Consider the following 21106-nt stretch of genomic DNA (forward strand, 5'->3'; position numbering starts at 1 on the left):
CTGACTGCACAAGGATGTAAGACATGCCAACCAACATCGATACCCATGATCTCGATGCCACCTCCGGCGCCGTGTATTTCGCCGTCGGCCGTGGTACCGAAGGTGGCCCCGCCTCCTACCATCTGGCCATCGCCGGCATCACCCAGGGCGTGACCGAACCGCACTGGGGCACGGTGAACAAAGTCGCGCAGAACAGCGGTTACAGCCTGGGCGCGATCCAGGTCGACTTCGGCCAGCGCGGCGAGTGGGCGCTGGGCGCCATCGACGGCCACGCACTGAAGGCGGGCGAGACGACCTATGTCGACGCCGTGATCGATCAGGCCAGCACCTATGCCAAGGCGCACAACCTGCCCTTCACCCAGGACCACGCCGACCTGCGCCGCGACCTGCTCAGCCACGGCAATGGACTGAGCGGGCGCAGCTCGATCCAGTTCATCGATACCAACACGCGCGACAGCATCAACGCCTGGGCCGGTTCGGCCGAGGGCAAGCAGTGGATCCACGCGAACATCGACTACCCGCAGGTGCGCAACGCCACCCGGATCGGCATGGCGATGGTGGACGCACACGGCAGCGGCATCGCCGAGGAAAACCGCTTCGAAGCGATCAGCCTGATCGCCAAGACCGCCAACCAGTTGCCCAGCCAGCTGCCCAAGCTGCAGAAGGTGCTGGAAGAAGGCGGTGACTACGAGGCGCTGCGCGCGAAGGCCGGGCAGATCCGCGAGACCTACCAGTACTTCGACGCGCCCAAGGCCGGCGACATCGCCGTGCGCTACGAAAATGCCTACGCCAACAACAAGGACGCAATGGACCGCGCCCATGCCAAGGTCAGCAGCCGCGACTACTCGCCCGCCGGTGAGCACAACGATGCGGACATCAAGGTGGCGCTGGACCAGATCGGCGCACCGCGCCAGCAGGCCGGTTCGCAGACGTTGAAGGAAGGGTCCAGCGGCCGTGACGTGCTGAAGCTGGAAAGCAACCTGGTCACGCTGGGCTATGCCAGTGCTGACGGCCAGCAGACACTGAATCCGGACCGGCGCTTCGATGCCACCACCCGCAAGGCGGTGGAAGACTTCCAGCGCGCACACAACCTGGACCCGGTGGACGGCAAGGCCGGGCCAGCCACGCTGGCCGCGATCGACCGCGACGCGCGCGAACTGCAGGGCAACCTGGCCGCGCTGGGGCTGACCGACGCCAAGGGCCAGGCCATCGGCAGCGATGGCTATCTGGGCGGTGGCAGCCGCCATGCGATCAATGCTTTCCAGCAGCAGCATGGCCTGCCTGCGACCGGCATTGCCGATGCGGAAACCCGCCAGGCGCTGGCCAATGAAGTGCAGCAGCGTGCGCAGGCGCAGGGCAACACCCCGGAACAGCAGGCAGCGGCCGAGCCTGCACGCGAGACGGTGTACCCGATGTCCGACCCGCGCAGCCCGCAGAACTGGCTGTACACCGAGACCCTGGTGCAGGTGAAGTTCGCCGAGGAAGCGCGTGGCCTGCCCTCCGGCGAGCACAGCGAGAAGCTGGCCGCTGCCCTCACCGTGGAAGCTGCGCGTGCCGGCCTGTACCGGGTTGATCGCGTTGAGCTGAACCAGGATGGCTCGATGGCGCGCGCGGTGCAGGCCAATGCGCTGCACGACGAAAGCGCGTTGAACCGCAATACCGCGCCGGTATCGACCGCTGACGCGATGCGCCAGAGCGTGCAGGAGAACAGCGAGCGGGCATTGCAGGTGAGCGATCAGCAGCGCGAGCAGCAGAAGATCGACCAGCAGACCCAGCATCACGGCCCGCGGGCCATGATGGCGTAAGAGAGCGGGCCAACTGGCCCGTGAGTGCCATTGCCTTGCTCACCCCTCGTCGGCTTGAGGCCGACGAGGGCGTTGGTTGAGGTGCGTCGAGGATTGTCGCAAATGCGAGGTCTTGCGCCCCGGAGCGTGCCCACGCTTCGAGGTAGTGGGCCTCGAGGTGTAGTCGATCCGGTTTGATCGCGTCGACGCTTTGACGACAGATAAGTCCGTCCGGAGCTTTCCCTAAGTGGTCAGTACCCGCCATCCATAGGCGGTCTGCTTCCAGTAGGCGTCCTGGCCATCTCCGGTCCATGCGAACGTCCACGTCTCGCGTGCGCATCCTGGAAGATCGTTGGTAATAGTGATCTTCTCTCCGGAAGCACCATGATGGAAAAGGGCGCGGATGGCTGGCGTCCGAGGTGAATCCCGCTCCCCCCTACAGCGATGGCGAATGGTCAGTGTCCCAAGTGCAAGCGTCCGCTGGTGGACATCCTTGCGTGCGTCCAGCCATCGAACGACTTCGTTCGCTTCGTCAGTTCCGGCGCTGTAGCGCGTGGTCCGATCGACGGCAACCGCAAGGCGGTCCAACGCCATCACTCCCGGCCATGTCGTCGAACCAAGCGCAAGCGCAAAAGCCAACAGACATTTGAATGACACCGAAAAATTCGATTTCATGGATGCTGCTTCCTTGAACACAGAATCGCGTGTCTCCAGCCTGCTTCCATACTCAGAAGATTGGCAATGAGAAAAGCTGCAATCTGCATCATGCGATCCGACGTCTTTCGGGTTTTGCGAACCAGGGAACGACGGCCAAACAACAACTTTTGTTGATAGCGACAGCTACTGACGTCAATGCCAGTTACCGCTCCCAGCCAAGTCGACACACTCATTGCCTCGCACCGGCTTACCCAGTCTGAGAGGCCTCGCCTGCAATCATCCTCCCTCCTGATGCTCGCCTCATGACCGCTATCACAAAGCGCGCCCTGAGCATCGTCTACGCATCCTTGAAGGACGCAGGATTTGTCCGAAGTGGAGCAACTTTTACGAGATGCCACGAGAGTTTCATCGATGTGTGTGCTCGCCCGCTTCATCCCGCGGCGTTGCATGGATTGGACCACCAATCTCAGCGAAACCGACTGCGACGTGAGATGCAGGCCGCTCCCCCAGGCAACAGCGACCATTGGATAGCCGTTGAAAAGGACGCTGATCTGCTCAGGACTGAGGTGGATGCTCTATTGATAGAGAGTGCCCTTCCATTTTCTCAAAGTTCCAGGACATCGATTTCATCTGTGAAGCTCTGACGGTCGCGGCCATTCAGGCTGACACGACGCCGGCACACTTCAGTTCGATCACGCGCGTCGGCAGGGCCCTGCTCGCTGCCCGTGGCAGGCAAAGGCTGACACCGAATCTGCCAAGGCGTTGGCCACATATGGACTCCCCATCTGTAATGGCGCTACCTCACTGAGAAGCCGATTCAGGAAAATTCTGGAAGCTTAGCCGGCCCCAGAACCGACGCAGGCATTGAAACACTGCCGCCTCAGTACCCGCCGCGCGCGCCGCCCACCTGCTCGATCAACGTCTGGCTGGCAGCATTCAGCCCCACCACCGTCACCTTCGCCCCATGTGCGGCCAGCTATTCCTGCGCGCGTTCCAGCGCGGCCGCGGCGGTCAGGTCTCACAGGTGGGCGTCGCGCAGATCAATCTGTACCTTCGGCGTCACGTGCTGGTAATCGAACACCGCACCCAGATGGCCGGCCGAGGCAAGGAACACCTGCCAACGCACGCGGTAGACCTGCGTGTCACCGGCATCGTAACGCTGCATATCCCGCATGCGGCCGAGGAATTCGATGACCATGTTGGCCAGGCCCTGGGCGACGCATTCGCGGTCACGCTCGCTGGGCCTCTCGTCGATGTCCTCAACGTTCTGCGACGATGCCAGACAGCGGAAGGCAGCGAGGCATGCCGCCGCTCTACAATCGGGCCATGGCCACCCACCGCCCGCAGTTCTTCGACCCCACCACCGAACAGGGCGTGCTGCGCCTGTCGATCGCCGCTTCGCTGCTGCTGGCCGCGGCGGCGGTGGTGTTCGGCCTGCTGGCCAATTCCTCGCTGATCATCTTCGATGGCATCTACGGCCTGATCGACGTGGTGATGACCTGGCTGTCGCTGCTGGTGGCACGGCTGATCGCGCTGTCCACCCAGACCGACGCGCTGCAATCGCGGCTCAACCAGCGCTTCACCATGGGCTTCTGGCACCTGGAGCCGATCGTGCTGGGGGTGAGCGGCACGCTGATGATCGGCGCAGCGCTGTATGCGCTGGTCAATGCGGTGGATGCGCTGATGTCCGGTGGCCGCCACATTGCGCTGGGCCCGGCCATCGCCTTCGCCGGGCTGTCCATCGTCGGCGAAGGCGCACTGGCATGGTTCATCCTGCGCGCCAACCGCCGCATCGGCTCGGAGTTCATCGCACTGGATGCGAAGAACTGGGTGATCGCGGCCAGCATGTCGGCCTGCTACCTGCTGGCCTTCCTCGGCGGCGTGCTGGTGCAGGGCACGTCCTGGGCCCGGGTCGGGCCGTACATCGACCCGGCCATCCTTGCCTTCGTCTGCGTGCTGGTGATGATCGCCCCGCTCGGCACCGTGCGCCGGGCGCTGGCCGGCATCCTGCTGGTCACCCCGCCGGAGCTGCAGGCGCACGTGGATGCGGTGGCGCGCGACATCGTCGCCAAGCACGGCTTCGTCGAGCACCGCAGCTACGTGGCGCAGGTGGGGCGAGGCGAGCAGATCGAGCTGTTCTTCGTGGTGCCGGAAAACGACCCGCCGCGGCCGCTGGTGGAATGGGACCAGTTGCGCGACGAGATCGGCGATGCGCTGGGCGAGGCCTCGCCGGACCGCTGGTTGACGATCATGTTCACCACCGACCGCGAGTGGACGATCTAGGCCCGCAGGACGATCGATCAATTTTTTAGTACGTTCTGCAACCCAACGTACGCGGAAAGCGGGCAAAGTAGTCTCCATCGCACCACCCACCCACCGACCAGGAGCATCCCGATGTCCATCGAAAAGGTTCTGTACACCGCCCAGGCCACCTCCACCGGCGGCCGTGAAGGCCGTTCCGTCTCCTCCGACAACGTGCTGGACATCCAGCTGTCGACCCCGCGCGAGCTGGGCGGCGCCGGTGGCCCGGGTACCAACCCGGAGCAGCTGTTCGCGGCCGGTTACTCTGCCTGCTTCCTGGGTGCGCTGAAGTTCGTGGCCGGCCAGGCCAAGGTCGCGCTGCCGGCCGACACCACCGTGACCGGCAAGGTCGGCATCGGCCAGATCCCGACCGGCTTCGGCATCGAAGCCGAGCTGACCATCAACGTGCCCGGCGTGCCGCGCGAGCAGGTGGAAGAGCTGGTGCAGAAGGCGCACATCGTGTGCCCGTACTCGAATGCCACCCGCGGCAACATCGACGTGACGCTGATCGTTGCCTGATGGGGTGCTGCCGGCCAGCGGCCGGCACTACCAACGTGAAGAGCAAAAAAATGGGCGGATGCCGGTCGAAACCGAACATCCGCCCATCCCACCTCGGGTGGGCCCCGGCGCGCAGCCGGGGACGCATTCGCTTCTGTAGAGCCGAGCCCCTGCTCGGCTGATCCGTCCGGCGCGGGAACATCCGGCGGAAAAGCAGCCGAGCACGGGCTCGGCTCTACATATCCAAGCCTTACTTCTCGCTGGTGATGAGCTGCACGACGCTGGAGAAATCCAGCTTGCCGCGGCCGGCCTGGTGGTTCATCGAGTACAGGTTGCGGGCCACTTCGCCCAGCGGGATCGAGGCGCCGACACTCATCGCTGCTTCCACTGCCAGGCCCATGTCCTTCAGCATCAGATCGCTGCCGAAGCCACCGCTGTAACCGCGCGACGCAGGCGCGTTTTCCAGCACGCCCGGCCACGGGTTGCACACTTCGGTGGCCCAGCTGCGGCCGGTGCTGACCGCCATCATCTGCGACAGCACCTTCGGGTCCAGCCCGTGTGCCACGCCCAGCGCAATGGCTTCACCGGTCACCGCCATGATCACGCCCAGCGCCATGTTGTTGCACAGCTTGGCGACCTGGCCGGCGCCGCTGGCGCCCACGTGGAAGATGTTTTTGCCCATCGCCTGCAGCACCGGACGGGCACGCTCCAGCGCGTCCTCTTCGCCACCGACGATGAAGGTCAGCGTGCCGGCCTGGGCGCCTGCGGTACCACCGGAGACCGGTGCATCGATCATCTGCAGGCCACGTGCGGCGGCGGCCTCTGACACCTTGCGCGCGCTGGCCGGTGCGATCGTGCTGCAGTCGATGACCAGTGCGCCATCCGGGATCGCGGCCAGGATGCCGTCATCGCCCAGGTAGACGCCTTCGACGTGGCGGCTGGCCGGCAGCATCGAGATCACGACTTCCGCATCGGCCAGGGTGTCGCGTGCCGACGACGCCGCGCTGGCACCGGCATCGACGGCGGCCTGGACCGCGGCCGGAACCAGATCGAACACGCGCACGCTGTGGCCGTTCTTGACCAGATTGGCGGCCATCGGGCCACCCATGTTGCCCAACCCGATGAATGCAATGCGGCTCATGCAAGGCTCCTTTCAACAAGGGGAGTGCCCAGGTCGGCCAGCGGATGCGCGGCATCGGCCCAGGGGGAAGCAAAGAAGGTGTCGGCCCACGCGCCGGTGGCCCCGGCCAGGGTGGCCGGGTTCCACTGCGGATTGCGATCCTTGTCGATCAGCAGCGCGCGGATGCCTTCGGCGAAATCTCCGTGGGCGGCGCAATGCAGGGCGACGATGTACTCCAGGCGGTAGATCGCGGCCAGATCCTGGCCGGCGCTGCGACGCTGAAGCTCGAAGGCCAGCCGCGCCGAACCCGGCGCACCGGCAGCAAGGGTCTTCTGTGCCGCCTGCAACCACGCATCATCGGTCTGCAGGCCGGCAATGCGCGCAACGATGGCCTGCAGGTCATCGCCTTCGCACAACGCATCGACCTGCGCCGCATTGGCCAGCAGCGGACCGGTGGCGGCATCGCTGGCATGCGCCTGCAGCAGATGGGTCAGGCGTTCGTGGTTGTGTGCGGAGTCACTGGACCAGGCCACCTGCAGCAGCGCATCGAACACCGCACTGCGGCGCTCTTCGGGCACATGTACATCGGCCAGGCCAGCGTAGATGGCATCGCCCGGGTTGAGCAGCGCGCCGGTCAGCGCCAGGAACAGCCCGCCCTTGCCCGGCACGCGCGGCAGCAGCCAGCTGCCACCGACATCAGGGAACAGGCCGACGGTGATTTCCGGGAAGGCCAGCCTGGAGCGCTCGCTGACCACACGGTGGCTGGCGCCGGACATCAGACCGATGCCGCCGCCCATCACGATACCGTGGCCCCAGCACAGGATCGGCTTGGCGTAGGTGTGGATGAGGTAATCGACGCGGTATTCAACGTCGAAGAACTCGGCGGCGTAGTCGTTCTCGCGGATGTCGCTGCGGCCGTCCTCACGGAAGGCGACCATGGCCTTGTACAGGCTGTGCAGGTCGCCGCCGGCGCAGAACGCCTTTTCACCGGCGCCCTGCAGCACCACCATGGCGATGCCGTCGTCGTCGGCCCAGGCATTCAACTGCTTCAGCAGCAGGTGCGCCATCGGCAGCGAGAATCCGTTGAGCGTGCGCGGCGCGTTGAGCGTGGCGATGCCGATGCGCGTGCCATTGCCGGCCACGCGCTCCTCGAACAGCACCGGTGCGTCGTCGGCAGCGGTGTCGGCGCTCATGCGTTCTTCCACTGCGCGGCGCGCTTTTCCAGGAAGGCAGTCACGCCCTCGACCTGGTCGGCGGTGTCGAACAGGTCGACGAAGGCTTCGCGCTCGGCCACCAGCGCCGAGGCGTGGGTGCCGGTGCGGGTGGACTGCACCAGCGTCTTGCAGGCGGCGATGCTGGTCGGGCTCTGCTTGCCGGCCTTTTTCGCCCATTCCAGCGCCAGTGCCTTGGCTTCGCCCTTGCCGACCTTTTCTTCGGCCAGCCCGATGCGCAGCGCGGTCTCGGCGTTGATGCGCTCACCCAGCAGGATCATGCGCTTGGCCCAGCCCTCGCCGACCAGGCGCGGCAGGTTCTGGGTGCCACCGGCGCACGGCAGCAGGCCGACGGTGGCCTCAGGCAGCGCCACCTGGGCGTGCTCTTCGATGATGCGCAGGTCGCAGGCCAGTGCGCATTCCAGGCCACCGCCCATGGCGTAGCCGTTGATGGCGGCGATCGACACGCCACGGAACCCGGACAGCGCTTCGAAGGCTTCACCGAAGCGACGCGCGGCCTCGCGCGCAGCGGCCTTGTCGCCGGAGGCGAACTGGTTGAGGTCGGCACCGGCGGAGAAGAACTTCTCGCCGTTACCGGTAATCACCAACGCGTAGATGTCGCGGTCTGCGTTGAGCGCGCCCACCAGGTCGCGCAGCGCCGACAGGCTGTGCACGGTCCAGGTGTGCGCCGGCGGGTTGTTCAGGGTGACCACGGCGGTATGGCCGTCGGCCTCCACCTTCAGGCCCACGTGCTCCTGGGTACGCCAATCCTTCATCGCAGTTCCTCTTCGGTGTTGAGCAGGTGACGGGCAACGATCACCCGCATGATCTCATTGGTGCCTTCCAGGATCTGGTGCACGCGGCAGTCACGCAGCAGGCGCTCGATCGGGTACTCGCGGATGTAGCCGTAGCCACCGTGGATCTGCAGCGCTTCATTGCAGACGTTGAAACCGGCATCGGTGGCGAAGCGCTTGGCCATCGCGCACCACACGTTGGCATCGCTGGCCCCGGCATCGAGCTTGCGTGCGGCGGTGTGCACCATCTGCCGCGCGGCCACCAGCTGGGTGACCATGTCGGCCAGCTTGAACTGCAGCGCCTGGAATTCGGCCAGCGCCTTGCCGAACTGGCGGCGCTCGCCCATGTAGCGGCGCGCGGCATCCAGCGCGCCCTGCGCGGCACCCAGCGAGCAGGCGGCAATGTTGATGCGGCCACCATCAAGCCCCTTCATCGCCAGCTTGAAGCCGCCGCCTTCCTCTCCCAGAAGGTGGCTGACCGGTACGCGGACGTTTTCGAAGGTGATGCCACGGGTGGGCTGGCTGTTCCAGCCCATCTTCTCTTCCTTGCGGCCGAAGCTGATGCCCGGCAGGTCCGACGGCACTGCAATGGCGCTGACGCCGCCAGCACCGGCACCGCCGGTACGTGCCATCACCACCAGCAGTTCGGTGGCACCGGCGCCGGAGATGAAGGCCTTCGAGCCGTTCAGCACGTAATGATCGCCGTCGCGCACGGCGGTGGTCTTCAGCGAGGCCGCATCGGAGCCGGCACCCGGTTCGGTCAGGCAGTACGAGGCCAGCTTGTTGCCCGAGGACAGGTCAGTGCCCCAGGCATCGCGCAGTGCCGGCTGACCCCACGTGGACACCATCCACGAGGCCATGTTGTGGATGCTGATGTACGCCGCCGTCGACGGATCGACGCTGGCGAGCTCCTCGATGACGACGGCGGCGTCCAGTCGGCTCAGGCCGCTGCCGCCCACTTCCGGGTCCATGTACAGACCGCAGAAGCCCAGTTCACCGGCCTTGGCGATCGCCTCGCGCGGAAAGATGCCCTCCGCATCCCATCGCGCGGCGTGTGGCGCCAGTTCGGCCTGTGCGAAGTCGCGCGCTGCCTCGCGGTACGCCTGCTGCGCTTCTTCCAGTTCCGTCGTCATCGAGTGGCTCATGGCTGCTCCTGCCGTTACTTCAGGCTGATCGTGGTGTTGACGCCGTGGCTCAGCGTTTCGTCATCGAACCAGCGCGCGGTGACCGTCTTGGTCTGGGTGTAGAACAGCACCACCTGCTTGCCGTATGGGCCCAGGTCACCCAGCTTGGAGGCGCGCGAACCGGTGAACGAGAACAGCGGCACCGGCACCGGGATCGGCACGTTGATGCCCACCTGGCCAACGTCGATGTCTTCCTGGAACTTGCGCGCGGCCGCGCCGGACTGGGTGAACAGTGCGGTGCCGTTGCCGTTCGGGTTGCTGTTGACCATCGCGATGGCGTCTTCCAGCGTCTCCGCTTCGAGGATGACCAGCACCGGCCCGAAGATCTCTTCCTGGTAGATGCGCATGTCGGTGGTGACACCGGCAAAGATGGTCGGGCCGACGAAGTTGCCCTTCTCGAAGCCATCGACCTGCGGCTTGCGGCCATCCAGCACCAGCTTGGCACCCTGCTCCACGCCCGAGGCGATCAGGCCTTCCACGCGCTCGCGGGCGCTGCAGGAGATGACCGGGCCGACGTCGGTGCCGGCCACGGTGCCGGCACTGACCTTCAGGGTCTTGGCCTTTTCAACCAGATCCTGCACCCAGTTGCGCGCTTCACCGACCAGCACCAGGGTGGAGGCGGCCATGCAGCGCTGGCCGGCCGCACCGAAGGCGGCGCCGACCATCGCGTTGAGGGTCTGTTCCTTGTTGGCGTCCGGCAGCACCACGGCGTGGTTCTTGGCGCCCATCATGCACTGCACGCGCTTGCCGGCCAGCGAGGCACGGTTGTACACGTGGGTGCCGACGCGCGTGGAACCGACGAACGACACGGCCTTGATGTCCGGGTGGTCGCAGATCGCGTTGACCACTTCTTCGCCGCCGTGGACGACGTTCAGCACGCCCTTCGGAATGCCGGCTTCCAGGGCAAGCTCGACCAGGCGCATGGTGACCATCGGGTCCTGCTCGGACGGCTTGAGGATGAAGGTGTTGCCGGTGGCGATCGCCATCGGGAACATCCACAGCGGAATCATCGCCGGGAAGTTGAACGGGGTGATGCCAGCGCACACGCCCAGCGGCTGCATGATCGTGTAGGTATCCACGCCATTGGCCACGTTGTTGGCCAACTCACCCAGCTGCAGGTTGCCGATGGCGGCCGCATGCTCGACCACTTCCAGGCCGCGGAACACATCGCCTTCGGCGTCGGGCAGGGTCTTGCCCTGTTCGGCGGTGAGGATGTGGGCCAGCTCGCTCATGTTCTCGCGGATCAGCTGCTGGTACTTCAGGAAGATGCGCGCGCGGGTGCCGATCGGGGTCTTGCGCCAGGTCTTGAAGGCTTCCTTGGCGGCGGCGACGGCGGCGTCCACTTCTGCGGTGGTGGCGAACGGCACCTTGGCCAGCACGTCCTGGGTGGCCGGATTGATCACGTCCTGCCAGTGGGAGGTGGCCGATTCGATGAACTGGCCATCGATCAACATGCGGATACGGGGCGCTTCAACAGTCATGACGACAATCCCACGGGCTCGAAAGATGCTTGGCATTATTCACAGCAGCCACCTCGATTTCCGGCCTGAATCCGCTTAATCTGGCCAACACGCCAGACGATTCATGTTAATTCTGTGAATTATTCATCCAGCCAGCGGCAGCTTGGCCTTCGCTTGCTGCGGCTGCGCGAGCAGCGCGGCTACAGCCAGGTGGATCTGGCCCGCGCCTTGGGCCTGTCGGCCAGTTACCTGAACCAGATCGAGCGCAACAAGCGCCCGCTGACCCCGGCCGTGCAGAAGAAGCTGGGCGAAGTATTGGGCGACGTTTCCTCACTATTCGACGAAGATGAGCCTGCCGCGCTGCAGGAAGCGCTGGGCGAAACCCTGCGCGACCTGGGCCTGGCGGAGGTCAGCGCGACCGAGCTGCGCGCCTTGGCCGGCAACCTGCCGCAGGTCAGCCGCGCCCTGCTGGATCTGCACCGCCGCCACCTGGCGCTGCGTGAGCATGCCGCCGCCCTGGAGTTCCAGCTGGGCGAGCCCGGCGCCGGCAGCATCCTGCCCGCAGGCGACCAGGTGCGTGAGTTCTTCAACCGCATGCACAACCACATTCCCGAACTGGACGAGCTGGCCGAGCGTCTGTTCGCCGAGTGGGGGCTGTCGCCCGGGCACGTGGCACCACGCCTGCGCCAGCTGTTGGCCGACCGCCACGGCGTGCTGGTGGAAGTGGCCGCGCTGCAGGCCGGGCGCGAGAAGCGCCAGTACGATGCCGAAGCACGGCGGCTGTGGTTGCCGGACTACCTGGAGCCAGGCCAGCAGGCATTCCAGATGGCCGCCGAGCTGGCCCTGCACGGCTACCTGCCGCAGATCGATGCGGTGGTGGCACGTGCCGGCTTCACCGATGAGGCACGCATCGCTCAGGCCCGCATCGGTCTGTCGAACTATTTCGCTGGCGCCTTGGTGATGCCGTACATGCGCTTCCTGCGTGCGGCCGAGGCCAGCAGCTACGACATCGAACTGCTGGCACACCAGTTCGGCGTCGGCTTCGAGGCGGTCTGCCATCGGCTGAGCACACTCGCGCGGCGCAGCGCGCCCGGCCTGCCGTTCTTCTTCATCCGCGTGGATCGCGCCGGCAATGTGTCCAAGCGCCATTCGGCAACCGATTTCCACTTCTCGCAGGTAGGTGGATCGTGCCCGCTGTGGATCGTCTACGAGGCCTTCAACCAGCCCGGGCGCATCCTTACCCAGACCGCACGCATGCCCGACGGCCGCCGTCATTTCTGGCTGGCGCGGCAGGTCAGCAGCGGGCCGGTCGGCCATGGCCAGCCGCGCAAGACCTTCGCGGTGGCACTGGGCTGTGACCTGCAGCATGCCGAACGTCTGGTGTATTCGCTGGGGCTGGATGTGCAGAGCCCGGGCAATTCGGTGTCGATCGGCCCGGGGTGCCGGGTGTGCCCGCGCGAGGACTGCATGCAGCGCGCGTTCGCGCAGTTGCCGGGGCGGTAGGGTTGGTTCGGCAGGGCTGCGCCCTGCACCTGCAGAGGCCGAAGCAACGGCAACGGCCACGGCAAAAGCCGGCATTCCGTGGGATGCGGGATGGGTCCGGTTGCGGGGGACGCCGTGAATACGTCCATGTAGGCTCGGTCGCGCCATCCATGGCGCTCACGCCCCCGCAACCGGACCCACCCCCGCCTTCGACAGTTTCCCGCTGCTGTTGGTGGGTGCTGACCTTGGTCGACACCGTAGATCCACGCCATGCGTGGATGGAATCCGATCGAGATCGAATATTTCGAGCCTTCATCGAAGCGCATCCACGCATGACGTGGATCTACTAAACCTTTCGTGCGTAGGCTGCATCCCAATGCAATGCCTGCCCATGGAGACACCCATGTCCCTGTTGCGCTCTTGCCTGGCCCTGCTGCTCGCTGCCGTCGCCGCGCCGGCGTGGGCGACCTTTTCCATCGCCGCCTGCAACGAGGCCGGCGACTGCGGGGTGGCGGTCGCCACGCACAACCTGGCGGTCGGGGGCGTGGGGGTGCCGTGGGCGCAGGCGAAGGTCGGCGCGGTCGCCAGCCAGTTCGAGACCAACCCGACCTATGGGTCCAAAGGCCTTGAACTACTGGCCAAAGGTCGTACACCTGCACAGGTGCTGAAGCAGCTGTTGGATGAAGACGGCAACTTCGATGGCACCACGCTCGCCGAGCGCCAGGTGGGGCTGATCAGTGCGCGCGGTGGCAATGCGCAATACACCGGCGCCACCGCGCAGCAGGCCAGCTGGGCCGGTGCGCACGGCGACGGCATGTTGAGCGTGCAGGGCAATGGCCTGGCCGGACCGGACGTGCTGACGGCAATGCAACGTACCTTTACGGCTTCGCACGGAGCGCTTGCCACACGCTTGCTGGCGGCGCTGGAAGCCGGCCAGGCCGCGGGCGGCCAGCGCAGTGGGCAGTGGTCGGCCGCGCTGCTGGTGCGCACGCCGGGGGGCGACTGGCAGGACACCGATCTGCGCGTGGACGCCGACCCGCGCGCGGTCGCGAGGCTGCGCGAGCTGTACGACATGCGCCTGTCCAACGAGGCGATCATCCGCGCGGAGGAGCGCTGGGAGAAGGGTGATGTGGCGGGTGCGCGCGCTGCGCTGGCGACCTCGTTGTCACTGGCCCACGGCTGGGACCGCACCTGGGCGCGCGCTGCGCGCCTGGCGATGCGGCAAGGGGATATCGCACTGGCCCGCGAATACCTGGCCGGCCTGCGTGCGCTCAATCCGGGCTGGGTGAAGCAGGAGCTGGCGCTGCCGTTGTATGCACCCTTGCAGGATGATGCGGTGGTTGCCCCCTGGCGATGAGCCACCGCAGGGGTCAGATCCATTTTCCATAGGAGAACGGATCTGACCCCGATTCGAGATGCATCCACGCACGGCGTGGATCTACCAAGAACCGGCTCAGTAGATCGGCGTCACCTTCATCTGCGGCAGCGGACGCGGTGCGCCGTCGGTCAGGTCAGGGCCCAGGTCCTCCCAGGTTCGGCCCTGCTCGACCATCTGCGCCCACAGCTGCTGCGAGCCGCGACGCTTGTCTTCCGAGCCCAGCTTGTACGACGGCGGTGTCGGTTCGCCGCGGGCGACCATCGAGTACGCCGCGCGATAGGCCAGTACCTGCTGCGCCGGGTCGTCGGTACGGGCCACTTCCAGCGTGTACCGTTGGTAGGCCGAGGCCAGGTTGCGCCAGCGGATCCAGTAGTGGTTCTCGAACGAGAACGAACAGAACCGCGCACCGGCCAGGCTGCCCTTGTCGGCGATGCGGGTCAGCACCTCCTGCGGCATGTCCAGGTTCATGCCACCTTCGTCGCCCTGCAGGCTCACATGCACGATGCGGTCGCGATAACCCGGCGCGCGCGCCTGCAGCAGGTCGCGCCAGTTCTGCATGGTCGCCACCACCGCGAACAGGAAACGCCCCAGCTCGGCTGCGGCCAGCGGCGTGGCAATGGACTGGTAATGCCGTTGCCAGCCGTGGCGGTTCTCGGTGGGCAGGAACACGGCATGCTCCAGTGCCTGCCGGCTACCGCTGCCCTGGCTCACGTCTTCGGCGTGCTGCGGGTAGACCAGGTTGATGGCGAAGGTCGGCCAGCGCGGCAATGCGGCGTCAAACAGATGGATCGGGAAGTTGCTGCTGATGCCACCATCGGAGAACCAGCAGATGCGGAAGGCGGTGATCACCGGACCGCAAGCCTGCCCGGCGCTGGTCAGCCCTTCCATGCTGTCGGCCACGTTGTGCTCGGGGTCGGCCGCCGGCGCGGTGGGTTCGCAGCGGCGCTCGCGGCGCGAGGGTTCGTGCAGTGGCACCGCGCTGATCAGCAACGGGAAGCTCAGGCTCATGCGTGTGGCCACCAGCACCGGCAGCTTCGGGCCCTGCGGCAGGTGGTAGTACTGCCGCCCCTCCACGTCCAGCGGCGGGCCAGCCTGATCCACCAGCCACTGCACCACGCTGGCCGGGAACAACTGCTCGAACTCTTCGCGCAGGAACCAGAACTGCGCGCCGCCCAGTGGCAGCGTACGCGGCTCGTTGTGCGAGACGCAGGTGGTGATCATCTGCAGGCTGATCGCGTGCGGGCTGTCCGGCTCGCCGGCATAGCGCGGTGCGTCGTGCAGGTCGGCGAAGGTCAGCGGTGCATCAAGTGGCTTGCCTGACAACTGCTGCAGGCACTCATGCAGCCACTCGGTCAACGCCGGTTTGCGTGCATCGCGGCCGAGGCCACTGCACAGGCCCAGCAGGTTGCGCCGTGCCACGCGGGCCACGCGCAGCACGGCACCGGCCACACCGGCACCGTAGGCGCACAGCAGCGACGGCAGCAGCGTGGCGGCCACACCGCTCCAGCCGCCGCCCCACCCGCCCAGGCCCAGCAGCAGCGCCAGCGACACCAGCACTTCCAGCGGCGCGATCTCGAATACCGCCACCGCCAGGCACAGCAGCTTGTGTGGCAGGCCCGCATTGCCGGTCAGCACCACCAGCAGCCGATAGGCCGCACGCGCGCCCCGCGCCGGTTGGAACAGGCTGTAGATGAACCCGCGCCGCGACAGCTGCGCCGACACCGCCGACAGCCCCCCATAACCGGCATCACTGGGCAGGTGCTCGCCGGCCTGCTGGCGACGATCGCCGCATGCCGCCGCAGCCGCCACCGCCGCAGCAATGGCGCCGGCCGAGGTGCCGCCGATGCTCTTGAAGCGATACTGGCGCGCCAGCGCCAGTACCGCATTGGGGTACACGATGCCGCTGGTGATGCCGCCTTTCATGACCAGATCGCAGTACTTCGCCGCCACGAGCCACCTCCCGTCTGTCGATGCCCAGTATGGCAAGCGGCGCTCTCACGGCCTGAGAAACGGACCACAGCCCCGAGCTTTCATTGACCCTTGACCATTGCCCTCGACGCGTCCACCGTGGGCACGCCGAAGGTATCCCCGCCGCAGCGTTGATGGCGACAGGGATTTGAACGGGAATCCGGTGAAGGCGCCTGGCGCGCCCATTCCGGAGCTGCCCCGCAGCGGTGAATGGAAACGAATCCTGCCAACAGCACTGGGCTCGCGCCTGGGAAGCGGCAGGTAGTAGGTGGGCTGCGGCCCGTGTCCATCAGCCCGAATACCGGCCCCGGCCGGGGGACACGACCGTCCCCTGACTCGACCTGGACTCTCCGCGGGGAGGGTGCCGGGGCCGTCGCTGACCTGCGCGTGCGGGCAGTGCGGCCGCGTGCGTCCTTTTCACGGTATCCGGCCAGCCCTGTCCACCCACGCACAGATGCATGGGCCACCGCCGTTGCCGGCGGTCCATGCGGTACCTGACGATGACCGAGTTCCAACGCCCCACCCTGATCCTGCCTGCCAACGGCAAGCGCCTGCTGCTGCATTCATGCTGCGCGCCCTGCTCCGGCGAGGTAATGGAGGCGATCACCGCCTCCGGGATCGACTACGCGATCTTCTTCTACAACCCCAACATCCATCCGGTGAAGGAATACGAACTGCGCAAGCAGGAAAACATCCGCTTCGCCGAGCAGCATGGCATTCCCTTCATCGACTGCGACTACGACACCGACAACTGGTTCAGCCGTGCGCGTGGCATGGAGAACGAGCCCGAACGCGGCATCCGCTGCACGATGTGCTTCGACATGCGTTTCGAACGCACTGCGCTGTACGCGCACGAGCACGGCTACGACACCATCAGTTCGTCGCTGGGCATCTCGCGCTGGAAGAACATGGCGCAGATCAACGATTGCGGCATCCGCGCCGCCTCGCGCTACGAAGGCCTGCAGTACTGGGACTACAACTGGCGCAAGGGCGGCGGTGCCAGCCGCATGATCGAGATCAGCAAGCGCGAGCAGTTCTACCAGCAGGAGTACTGCGGCTGCGTGTATTCGCTGCGCGATGCCAACCGCCACCGTCGCGAGAACGGCCGCGAGCGGATCAAAATCGGCCTGCTGTACTACGGGCAGGACGCTGGGACGCCGCAGGGCGATTGACGTGTGAGCGAGGGGCGGCCACGCTGGTCGCCCCTTCTCTTGTAGTGGATCTGCCATGACCGCCCTGCCCGCCGACGTCGCCCTGCTGGTGATCGACCTGCAGCCGGACTTCATGCCGGGCGGCGCGCTGGCCTGCGACCAGGGTGATGCGCTGGTGGCACCGATTGCCGGACTGCTGGCGCAGCGCCGCTACCGCACGGTGGTGGCCACCCAGGACTGGCACCCGGCCGATCACGCCTCGTTCGCCAGCCAGCACCCCGGCCAACGCCCGTTCGAGACCATCCTGCTGCACGCGCAGCCGCAGACCCTGTGGCCCGACCATTGCGTGCAGGGCAGCGATGGCGCCGCTCTGCACCCGGGCGTGGACTGGGCCATGGCCGACCTGATCCTGCGCAAGGGCACGCGCCAACAGGTGGATTCGTACAGCGCCTTCCGCGAGAACCACGGTCCCGATGGCGAGCGCCCGGCCACCGGCCTGGCCGGCTGGCTGCATGAGCGCCGCATCCGCGAAGTGCACGTGTGCGGCCTGGCCCGCGATTACTGCGTGCTGTGGAGCGCGCAGGACGCAGTGAAGTCCGGCTTCAAGGTGAAGTTCCTGTGGGAGCTGACCCGGCCGGTGACCGAGGCCAACGATACGATGGTACGCGAGGCGCTGGGCAAGGCGGGGATTGCGCTCGCCTGACGCGCGACCGCCGGGCATGGCCCGGCGCTACCGGGCACGTCGCTTATGCCGCTTGCGCGCTCCTGCCCACAACAACACAATTGATTCATCCAGCCCCTAACTACGCCCCCCTACAGATCGCGGGACGGCCGAACCGGGGGCTTTTCATTGGATGAAATCAGGATTCGGTAGTGCCGGCCGCTGGCCGGCAACCTCGGGATCTCTGCAGTTGCCGGCCAGCGCCCGGCACTACCGGATAGCACCCGTGGTAGCGCCGGGCCATGCCCGGCGGACGCGGGATGGGCGATTACCGGAACACCACCGTGCGATGCCCATTGAGCAGGATGCGGTGTTCCACATGGCGGCGCACCGCACGCGCCAGCACCAGCGATTCGGTATCACTGCCCAGCCGCACCAGTTCGCGCGGCGCCATCGCATGGTCAACGCGGGCCACGTCCTGTTCGATGATCGGGCCTTCGTCCAGGTCCTCGGTGACGTAGTGCGCGGTGGCACCGATGATCTTGACCCCGCGCGCGTGCGCCTGGTGGTACGGCTGCGCGCCCTTGAAGCTGGGCAGGAAGCTGTGGTGGATGTTGATCGCACGTCCGGCCAGCGCGCGGCACAGCGTGGGTGACAGGATCTGCATGTAGCGCGCCAGCACCACCAGGTCGATGCGCTCACGCTCGACCAGGTCGATGATCTGCTGCTCCTGCACCGCGCGCGTATCGGCGGTCACCGGCAGGTGGTGGAACGGCACCTGGTAGGAGGCGGCCAATGGCGCGAAGTCGGCGTGGTTGGACGCCACCGCCGCAATGTCGACCTTCAGCTGGCCGCTGTGGGCGCGGAACAGCAGGTCGTTGAGGCAATGCCCCTGTTTGCTGACCAGCACCAGCAGGCGTGCGCGGCGGCGGCCATCGTGCAGCTGCCAGTCCATGCCGAAGTCCTGGGCGAGCGTGGCCATCGCGGCATGCACGGTCTCCAGCGGCAAGCCGGCATCGCGATCGAAATGCACGCGCAGGAAGAAGCGGCCGCTTTCCTCGTCGCCGAACTGCTGGGCGTCGAGGATGTTGCAGCCGTGGTCGAACAGCAGGCCGGACACGCGATAGACGATGCCGGTACGGTCGGGGCAGGACAGGGTAAGAATGGAATCGGGGCGCATCGCCACAGTGTAGGGCAGCGCCCTGCCCAGCGGCCGGATGATCACGGGTGCAACCGACCTGCTTGGTTCAGTACCAAGCGATACTTGGATCTTCCCGTGGCAAGCTGGTCGGTCATGAACCTGTTGCAACTGATCCGCAGCTTCACCCGCACCGCAGAGACCGGCAGCATTGCCGCCGCGGCCCGCATCCTTGGCATCAGCGCCACCGCGGTCGGCCAGAACATCAACCGGCTGGAGGCCCATCTGGGCGTACGGTTGCTGAACCGGAGCACGCGGCAGCTGGCCCTCAGCGAGGCCGGCGCGCTGTACCTGGCGCAGGTGCGCCACATCGAAGCCGACCTGGCGCGCGCGCAGGCGATGGTCACCGCCGGTGACATCGAACCGGCCGGGCCGCTGCGCATCGCCAGCAGCAGTGCGTTCGGCCGCCATGTGCTGGCGCCGTTGCTGCCTTCGCTGCAGCAGCGCTACCCGCAACTGCAGCTGGAGCTGCGCCTGACCGACCGCGCCGTGCAGCATGGCCCGGAAGCGGTGGATGCCAGCATCCGCATCGGGGCCCAGCTGGAGGACGGGGTGGTCGCGCGGCAGCTGGCGCGTGTTCCGTTCGTGTTCTGCGCCTCGCCGGCCTACCTGAAGGCACGCGGCACCCCGCAACAGCCATCCGAGCTGGGCGGTCATCGCGGGCTGCTGCACCGCTTCCCCACCGATGGCCGGCCATTGCGCTGGGGCCTGCTGAAGGATGGCCAGCGCGTGGACGCCGCGCTGCCACCGAGCATGGTCTGCGATGACATCGATGCGCTGGCGACGCTGGCGGCGGCCGGTGCCGGCATCACCCGGCTGGCCGCCTTCGTGGCCGAGCCGTACCTGCGCGATGGCCGCCTGCAGGCGGTGTTCGGCGCCGACACCGCGTGGCGCCCGGAACCGATGGAGGTCTACTTCTGCGTCAGCGACCGCCGCGATTTCACCGCCAAGATCCGCGCGCTGTTCGATCACCTTCAGGCCGGCATCGCGCCGGCTTGGCGGGTGTGAGCCTCAGCGCGCCTTGAACACGCCGCGCGCATCGCGCGGTTCGCAGCGCAGGTACTGCGGCGCCGGCTCCACGCTGTCGCGCAATGCGGCAGCAGCGTGCCACGGCCAGCGCGGGTCGTAGAGGATGCCGCGTGCCAGCGCTACCGCATCGGCGTGGCGATGGCGCAGGATCGATTCGGCCTGCTCCGGTTCGGTGATCATGCCCACCGCGATCACCGGCATGCGCACCTTGGCCTTGATCGCTGCTGCGAACGGCACCTGGTAGCCCGGGCCGACGGTGATCTTCTGGCGCTCGTCCAGGCCACCGCTGGAAACGTGCAGGAAGTTGCAGCCGCGCGCGTCCAGCACCTGGGCCAGCGCTTCGCTCTGCACCAGATCCCAGCCGCCATCGACCCAGTCGCTGGCGGAGATGCGCACGCCCACGGCGACCTTGTCCGATACCGCCGCACGCACGGCGTCGAATACTTCCACGAGCAGGCGCAGGCGGTTCGGCAATGAGCCACCGTAGCCATCGGTGCGGCGGTTGCTCAGCGGCGACAGGAACTGGTGCAGCAGGTAGCCGTGCGCGGCATGCAGCTCGATCAGCTCGAAGCCCAGGCGCTCGGCGCGCACCGCACTGGCGGCGAAGGCAGCAACGAGCTCGGCGATGCCGGCCTCGTCCAGTTCCTGCGGCGCCGGATCGGCAGCATGGAACGGCAGCGGCGACGGCGCCACGGTGGCCCAGCCACGCGCATCGTCGGCCGGCAGCTGGCCACCGCCGTCCCAAGGGCGCTTCACCGAGGCCTTGCGACCGGCATGGCCGAGCTGGATGCCCAGCGGCATCGGCGACCAGCGGCGGACGCTGGCCAGCACCTGCGCCAGCGCTGCCTCGGTGCCGTCATCCCAAAGGCCCAGGTCGGCCCAGCTGATGCGGCCACGCGGCTCGACTGCGGTGGCTTCCAGGATCAGCAGGCCGGCGCCGGATTGCGCCAGGTTGCCCAGATGCATGGCGTGCCAGTCGCTGGCGCGACCGTCTTCGGCGGAGTACTGGCACATCGGCGCGATGACGATGCGGTTGGACAGGTTCAGGGGGCCGAACGAGATCGGCGAAAACAGCTGGCTCAAGACAGTGATGGGACGACGTAGGGGGGCATTTTGCACCGCTGCGCGGCTCCCGGATCAACCATCTGGATGGATCGCTGTTTCGCGTGACCCGCAGCAGCCGAGCGTGCGCCCGGCTCTACAGAAGCCCTCGCCCCTTGTAGAGCCGAG

The 21106-nt window shown here is 66.8% G+C and carries 18 protein-coding genes and 1 riboswitch; of the genes, 8 read left to right on the forward strand and 10 right to left on the reverse strand.

Annotated elements, in window-relative coordinates; genetic code table 11:
- Positions 1-23 precede the first annotated feature (23 nt).
- On the forward strand, positions 24-1805 hold the full coding sequence (locus AC5P8J_RS10485) for a peptidoglycan-binding domain-containing protein (protein WP_021203769.1): 1782 nt from the start codon (positions 24-26) through the stop codon (positions 1803-1805).
- Positions 1806-2027: 222 nt separating this feature from the next.
- Here AC5P8J_RS10485 and AC5P8J_RS10490 read toward each other — a convergent pair whose 3' ends face one another.
- Together AC5P8J_RS10490 and AC5P8J_RS10495 are read right to left on the reverse strand one after the other, a co-directional pair.
- A complete protein-coding gene (locus AC5P8J_RS10490) occupies positions 2028-2459 on the reverse strand; it encodes a hypothetical protein (RefSeq protein ID WP_146256770.1) in 432 nt (143 codons plus the stop codon).
- Between the two features lie 1000 nt (positions 2460-3459).
- The gene (locus tag AC5P8J_RS10495) at positions 3460-3639 is read right to left on the reverse strand and encodes a hypothetical protein (protein WP_021203768.1); all 180 of its coding nucleotides are present in this window, start codon (positions 3637-3639) and stop codon (positions 3460-3462) included.
- Between the two features lie 104 nt (positions 3640-3743).
- Here AC5P8J_RS10495 and AC5P8J_RS10500 point away from each other — a divergent pair, with 104 nt between their 5' ends.
- Both AC5P8J_RS10500 and AC5P8J_RS10505 read left to right on the forward strand, forming a co-directional pair.
- Positions 3744-4724 carry a cation efflux transmembrane domain-containing protein gene (locus AC5P8J_RS10500; RefSeq protein ID WP_188250599.1) on the forward strand — a complete coding sequence of 327 codons (981 nt, stop codon included), beginning with the start codon at positions 3744-3746 and terminating at the stop codon, positions 4722-4724.
- 111 nt (positions 4725-4835) lie between these two features.
- Complete coding sequence (locus AC5P8J_RS10505; RefSeq protein ID WP_004153735.1) at positions 4836-5261, forward strand: organic hydroperoxide resistance protein; 426 nt, start codon at positions 4836-4838, stop codon at positions 5259-5261.
- 229 nt (positions 5262-5490) lie between these two features.
- Here AC5P8J_RS10505 and mmsB read toward each other — a convergent pair whose 3' ends face one another.
- The 5 genes from mmsB to AC5P8J_RS10530 are packed head-to-tail and all read right to left on the reverse strand — an operon-like array spanning position 5491 to position 11030.
- Complete coding sequence (mmsB, locus tag AC5P8J_RS10510) at positions 5491-6381, reverse strand: 3-hydroxyisobutyrate dehydrogenase (RefSeq protein WP_021203766.1); 891 nt, start codon at positions 6379-6381, stop codon at positions 5491-5493.
- Positions 6378-7553, reverse strand: a complete 1176-nt coding sequence (locus AC5P8J_RS10515; RefSeq protein ID WP_021203765.1) for an enoyl-CoA hydratase/isomerase family protein — start codon at positions 7551-7553, stop codon at positions 6378-6380. The genes mmsB and AC5P8J_RS10515 overlap by 4 nt, the downstream gene beginning before the upstream one ends.
- Positions 7550-8347 carry an enoyl-CoA hydratase gene (locus AC5P8J_RS10520; protein WP_021203764.1) on the reverse strand — a complete coding sequence of 266 codons (798 nt, stop codon included), beginning with the start codon at positions 8345-8347 and terminating at the stop codon, positions 7550-7552. The genes AC5P8J_RS10515 and AC5P8J_RS10520 overlap by 4 nt, the downstream gene beginning before the upstream one ends.
- Positions 8344-9510 (reverse strand): acyl-CoA dehydrogenase family protein, encoded by a 1167-nt coding sequence (locus tag AC5P8J_RS10525; protein WP_021203763.1) that lies wholly within the window; start codon positions 9508-9510, stop codon positions 8344-8346. The genes AC5P8J_RS10520 and AC5P8J_RS10525 overlap by 4 nt, the downstream gene beginning before the upstream one ends.
- 14 nt (positions 9511-9524) lie before the next feature.
- A complete protein-coding gene (locus AC5P8J_RS10530; protein ID WP_019661851.1) occupies positions 9525-11030 on the reverse strand; it encodes a CoA-acylating methylmalonate-semialdehyde dehydrogenase in 1506 nt (501 codons plus the stop codon).
- Between the two features lie 114 nt (positions 11031-11144).
- On the opposite strand from AC5P8J_RS10530, the gene AC5P8J_RS10535 reads away from it, so the two are divergent.
- Both AC5P8J_RS10535 and AC5P8J_RS10540 read left to right on the forward strand, forming a co-directional pair.
- The gene (locus AC5P8J_RS10535) at positions 11145-12512 is read left to right on the forward strand and encodes a helix-turn-helix domain-containing protein (RefSeq protein ID WP_019661852.1); all 1368 of its coding nucleotides are present in this window, start codon (positions 11145-11147) and stop codon (positions 12510-12512) included.
- Between the two features lie 382 nt (positions 12513-12894).
- Positions 12895-13848 carry a DUF1028 domain-containing protein gene (locus AC5P8J_RS10540; RefSeq protein WP_019661853.1) on the forward strand — a complete coding sequence of 318 codons (954 nt, stop codon included), beginning with the start codon at positions 12895-12897 and terminating at the stop codon, positions 13846-13848.
- Between the two features lie 96 nt (positions 13849-13944).
- On the opposite strand, the gene AC5P8J_RS10545 is transcribed toward AC5P8J_RS10540, so the two are convergent.
- Positions 13945-15819, reverse strand: coding sequence for a patatin-like phospholipase family protein (locus AC5P8J_RS10545; protein WP_276577079.1), 1875 nt, complete (start codon positions 15817-15819; stop codon positions 13945-13947).
- Positions 15820-15946: 127 nt separating this feature from the next.
- Positions 15947-16161, forward strand: a riboswitch (cobalamin riboswitch).
- A gap of 161 nt (positions 16162-16322) precedes the next feature.
- Between AC5P8J_RS10545 and AC5P8J_RS10550 the strand changes: the two genes are divergently transcribed.
- Together AC5P8J_RS10550 and pncA are read left to right on the forward strand one after the other, a co-directional pair.
- Entirely contained in the window at positions 16323-17009 is a 687-nt protein-coding gene (locus AC5P8J_RS10550) for an epoxyqueuosine reductase QueH (protein ID WP_494539901.1), read from the forward strand.
- Between the two features lie 55 nt (positions 17010-17064).
- Positions 17065-17691 (forward strand): bifunctional nicotinamidase/pyrazinamidase, encoded by a 627-nt coding sequence (gene pncA / locus AC5P8J_RS10555; RefSeq protein ID WP_021203761.1) that lies wholly within the window; start codon positions 17065-17067, stop codon positions 17689-17691.
- Positions 17692-17977: 286 nt separating this feature from the next.
- On the opposite strand, the gene purU is transcribed toward pncA, so the two are convergent.
- On the reverse strand, positions 17978-18829 hold the full coding sequence (purU, locus tag AC5P8J_RS10560; protein WP_026347242.1) for a formyltetrahydrofolate deformylase: 852 nt from the start codon (positions 18827-18829) through the stop codon (positions 17978-17980).
- A 114-nt stretch (positions 18830-18943) separates the two neighbouring features.
- On the opposite strand from purU, the gene AC5P8J_RS10565 reads away from it, so the two are divergent.
- Positions 18944-19855, forward strand: a complete 912-nt coding sequence (locus tag AC5P8J_RS10565) for a LysR family transcriptional regulator (protein WP_021203759.1) — start codon at positions 18944-18946, stop codon at positions 19853-19855.
- 3 nt (positions 19856-19858) lie between these two features.
- Here the strand turns inward: AC5P8J_RS10565 and AC5P8J_RS10570 are convergent, their stop codons facing one another.
- Positions 19859-20959, reverse strand: a complete 1101-nt coding sequence (locus AC5P8J_RS10570) for an NADH:flavin oxidoreductase/NADH oxidase (protein WP_494539900.1) — start codon at positions 20957-20959, stop codon at positions 19859-19861.
- Positions 20960-21106: the final 147 nt, after the last annotated feature.

The sequence above is a fragment of the Stenotrophomonas sp. YJH_SMC_37 genome, assembly GCF_059370035.1.

Excerpts from the sequence above, each read along its gene's own strand:
- AC5P8J_RS10485 (WP_021203769.1), top strand. The coding sequence starts at position 24 with ATGCCAACCAACATCGATACCCATGATCTCGATGCCACCTCCGGCGCC.
- AC5P8J_RS10490 (WP_146256770.1), bottom strand. The coding sequence starts at position 2,459 with ATGAAATCGAATTTTTCGGTGTCATTCAAATGTCTGTTGGCTTTTGCG.
- AC5P8J_RS10495 (WP_021203768.1), bottom strand. The coding sequence starts at position 3,639 with ATGGTCATCGAATTCCTCGGCCGCATGCGGGATATGCAGCGTTACGAT.
- AC5P8J_RS10500 (WP_188250599.1), top strand. The coding sequence starts at position 3,744 with ATGCCGCCGCTCTACAATCGGGCCATGGCCACCCACCGCCCGCAGTTC.
- AC5P8J_RS10505 (WP_004153735.1), top strand. The coding sequence starts at position 4,836 with ATGTCCATCGAAAAGGTTCTGTACACCGCCCAGGCCACCTCCACCGGC.
- mmsB (WP_021203766.1), bottom strand. The coding sequence starts at position 6,381 with ATGAGCCGCATTGCATTCATCGGGTTGGGCAACATGGGTGGCCCGATG.
- AC5P8J_RS10515 (WP_021203765.1), bottom strand. The coding sequence starts at position 7,553 with ATGAGCGCCGACACCGCTGCCGACGACGCACCGGTGCTGTTCGAGGAG.
- AC5P8J_RS10520 (WP_021203764.1), bottom strand. The coding sequence starts at position 8,347 with ATGAAGGATTGGCGTACCCAGGAGCACGTGGGCCTGAAGGTGGAGGCC.
- AC5P8J_RS10525 (WP_021203763.1), bottom strand. The coding sequence starts at position 9,510 with ATGAGCCACTCGATGACGACGGAACTGGAAGAAGCGCAGCAGGCGTAC.
- AC5P8J_RS10530 (WP_019661851.1), bottom strand. The coding sequence starts at position 11,030 with ATGACTGTTGAAGCGCCCCGTATCCGCATGTTGATCGATGGCCAGTTC.
- AC5P8J_RS10540 (WP_019661853.1), top strand. The coding sequence starts at position 12,895 with ATGTCCCTGTTGCGCTCTTGCCTGGCCCTGCTGCTCGCTGCCGTCGCC.
- AC5P8J_RS10550 (WP_494539901.1), top strand. The coding sequence starts at position 16,323 with ATGCGGTACCTGACGATGACCGAGTTCCAACGCCCCACCCTGATCCTG.
- pncA (WP_021203761.1), top strand. The coding sequence starts at position 17,065 with ATGACCGCCCTGCCCGCCGACGTCGCCCTGCTGGTGATCGACCTGCAG.
- purU (WP_026347242.1), bottom strand. The coding sequence starts at position 18,829 with ATGCGCCCCGATTCCATTCTTACCCTGTCCTGCCCCGACCGTACCGGC.
- AC5P8J_RS10565 (WP_021203759.1), top strand. The coding sequence starts at position 18,944 with ATGAACCTGTTGCAACTGATCCGCAGCTTCACCCGCACCGCAGAGACC.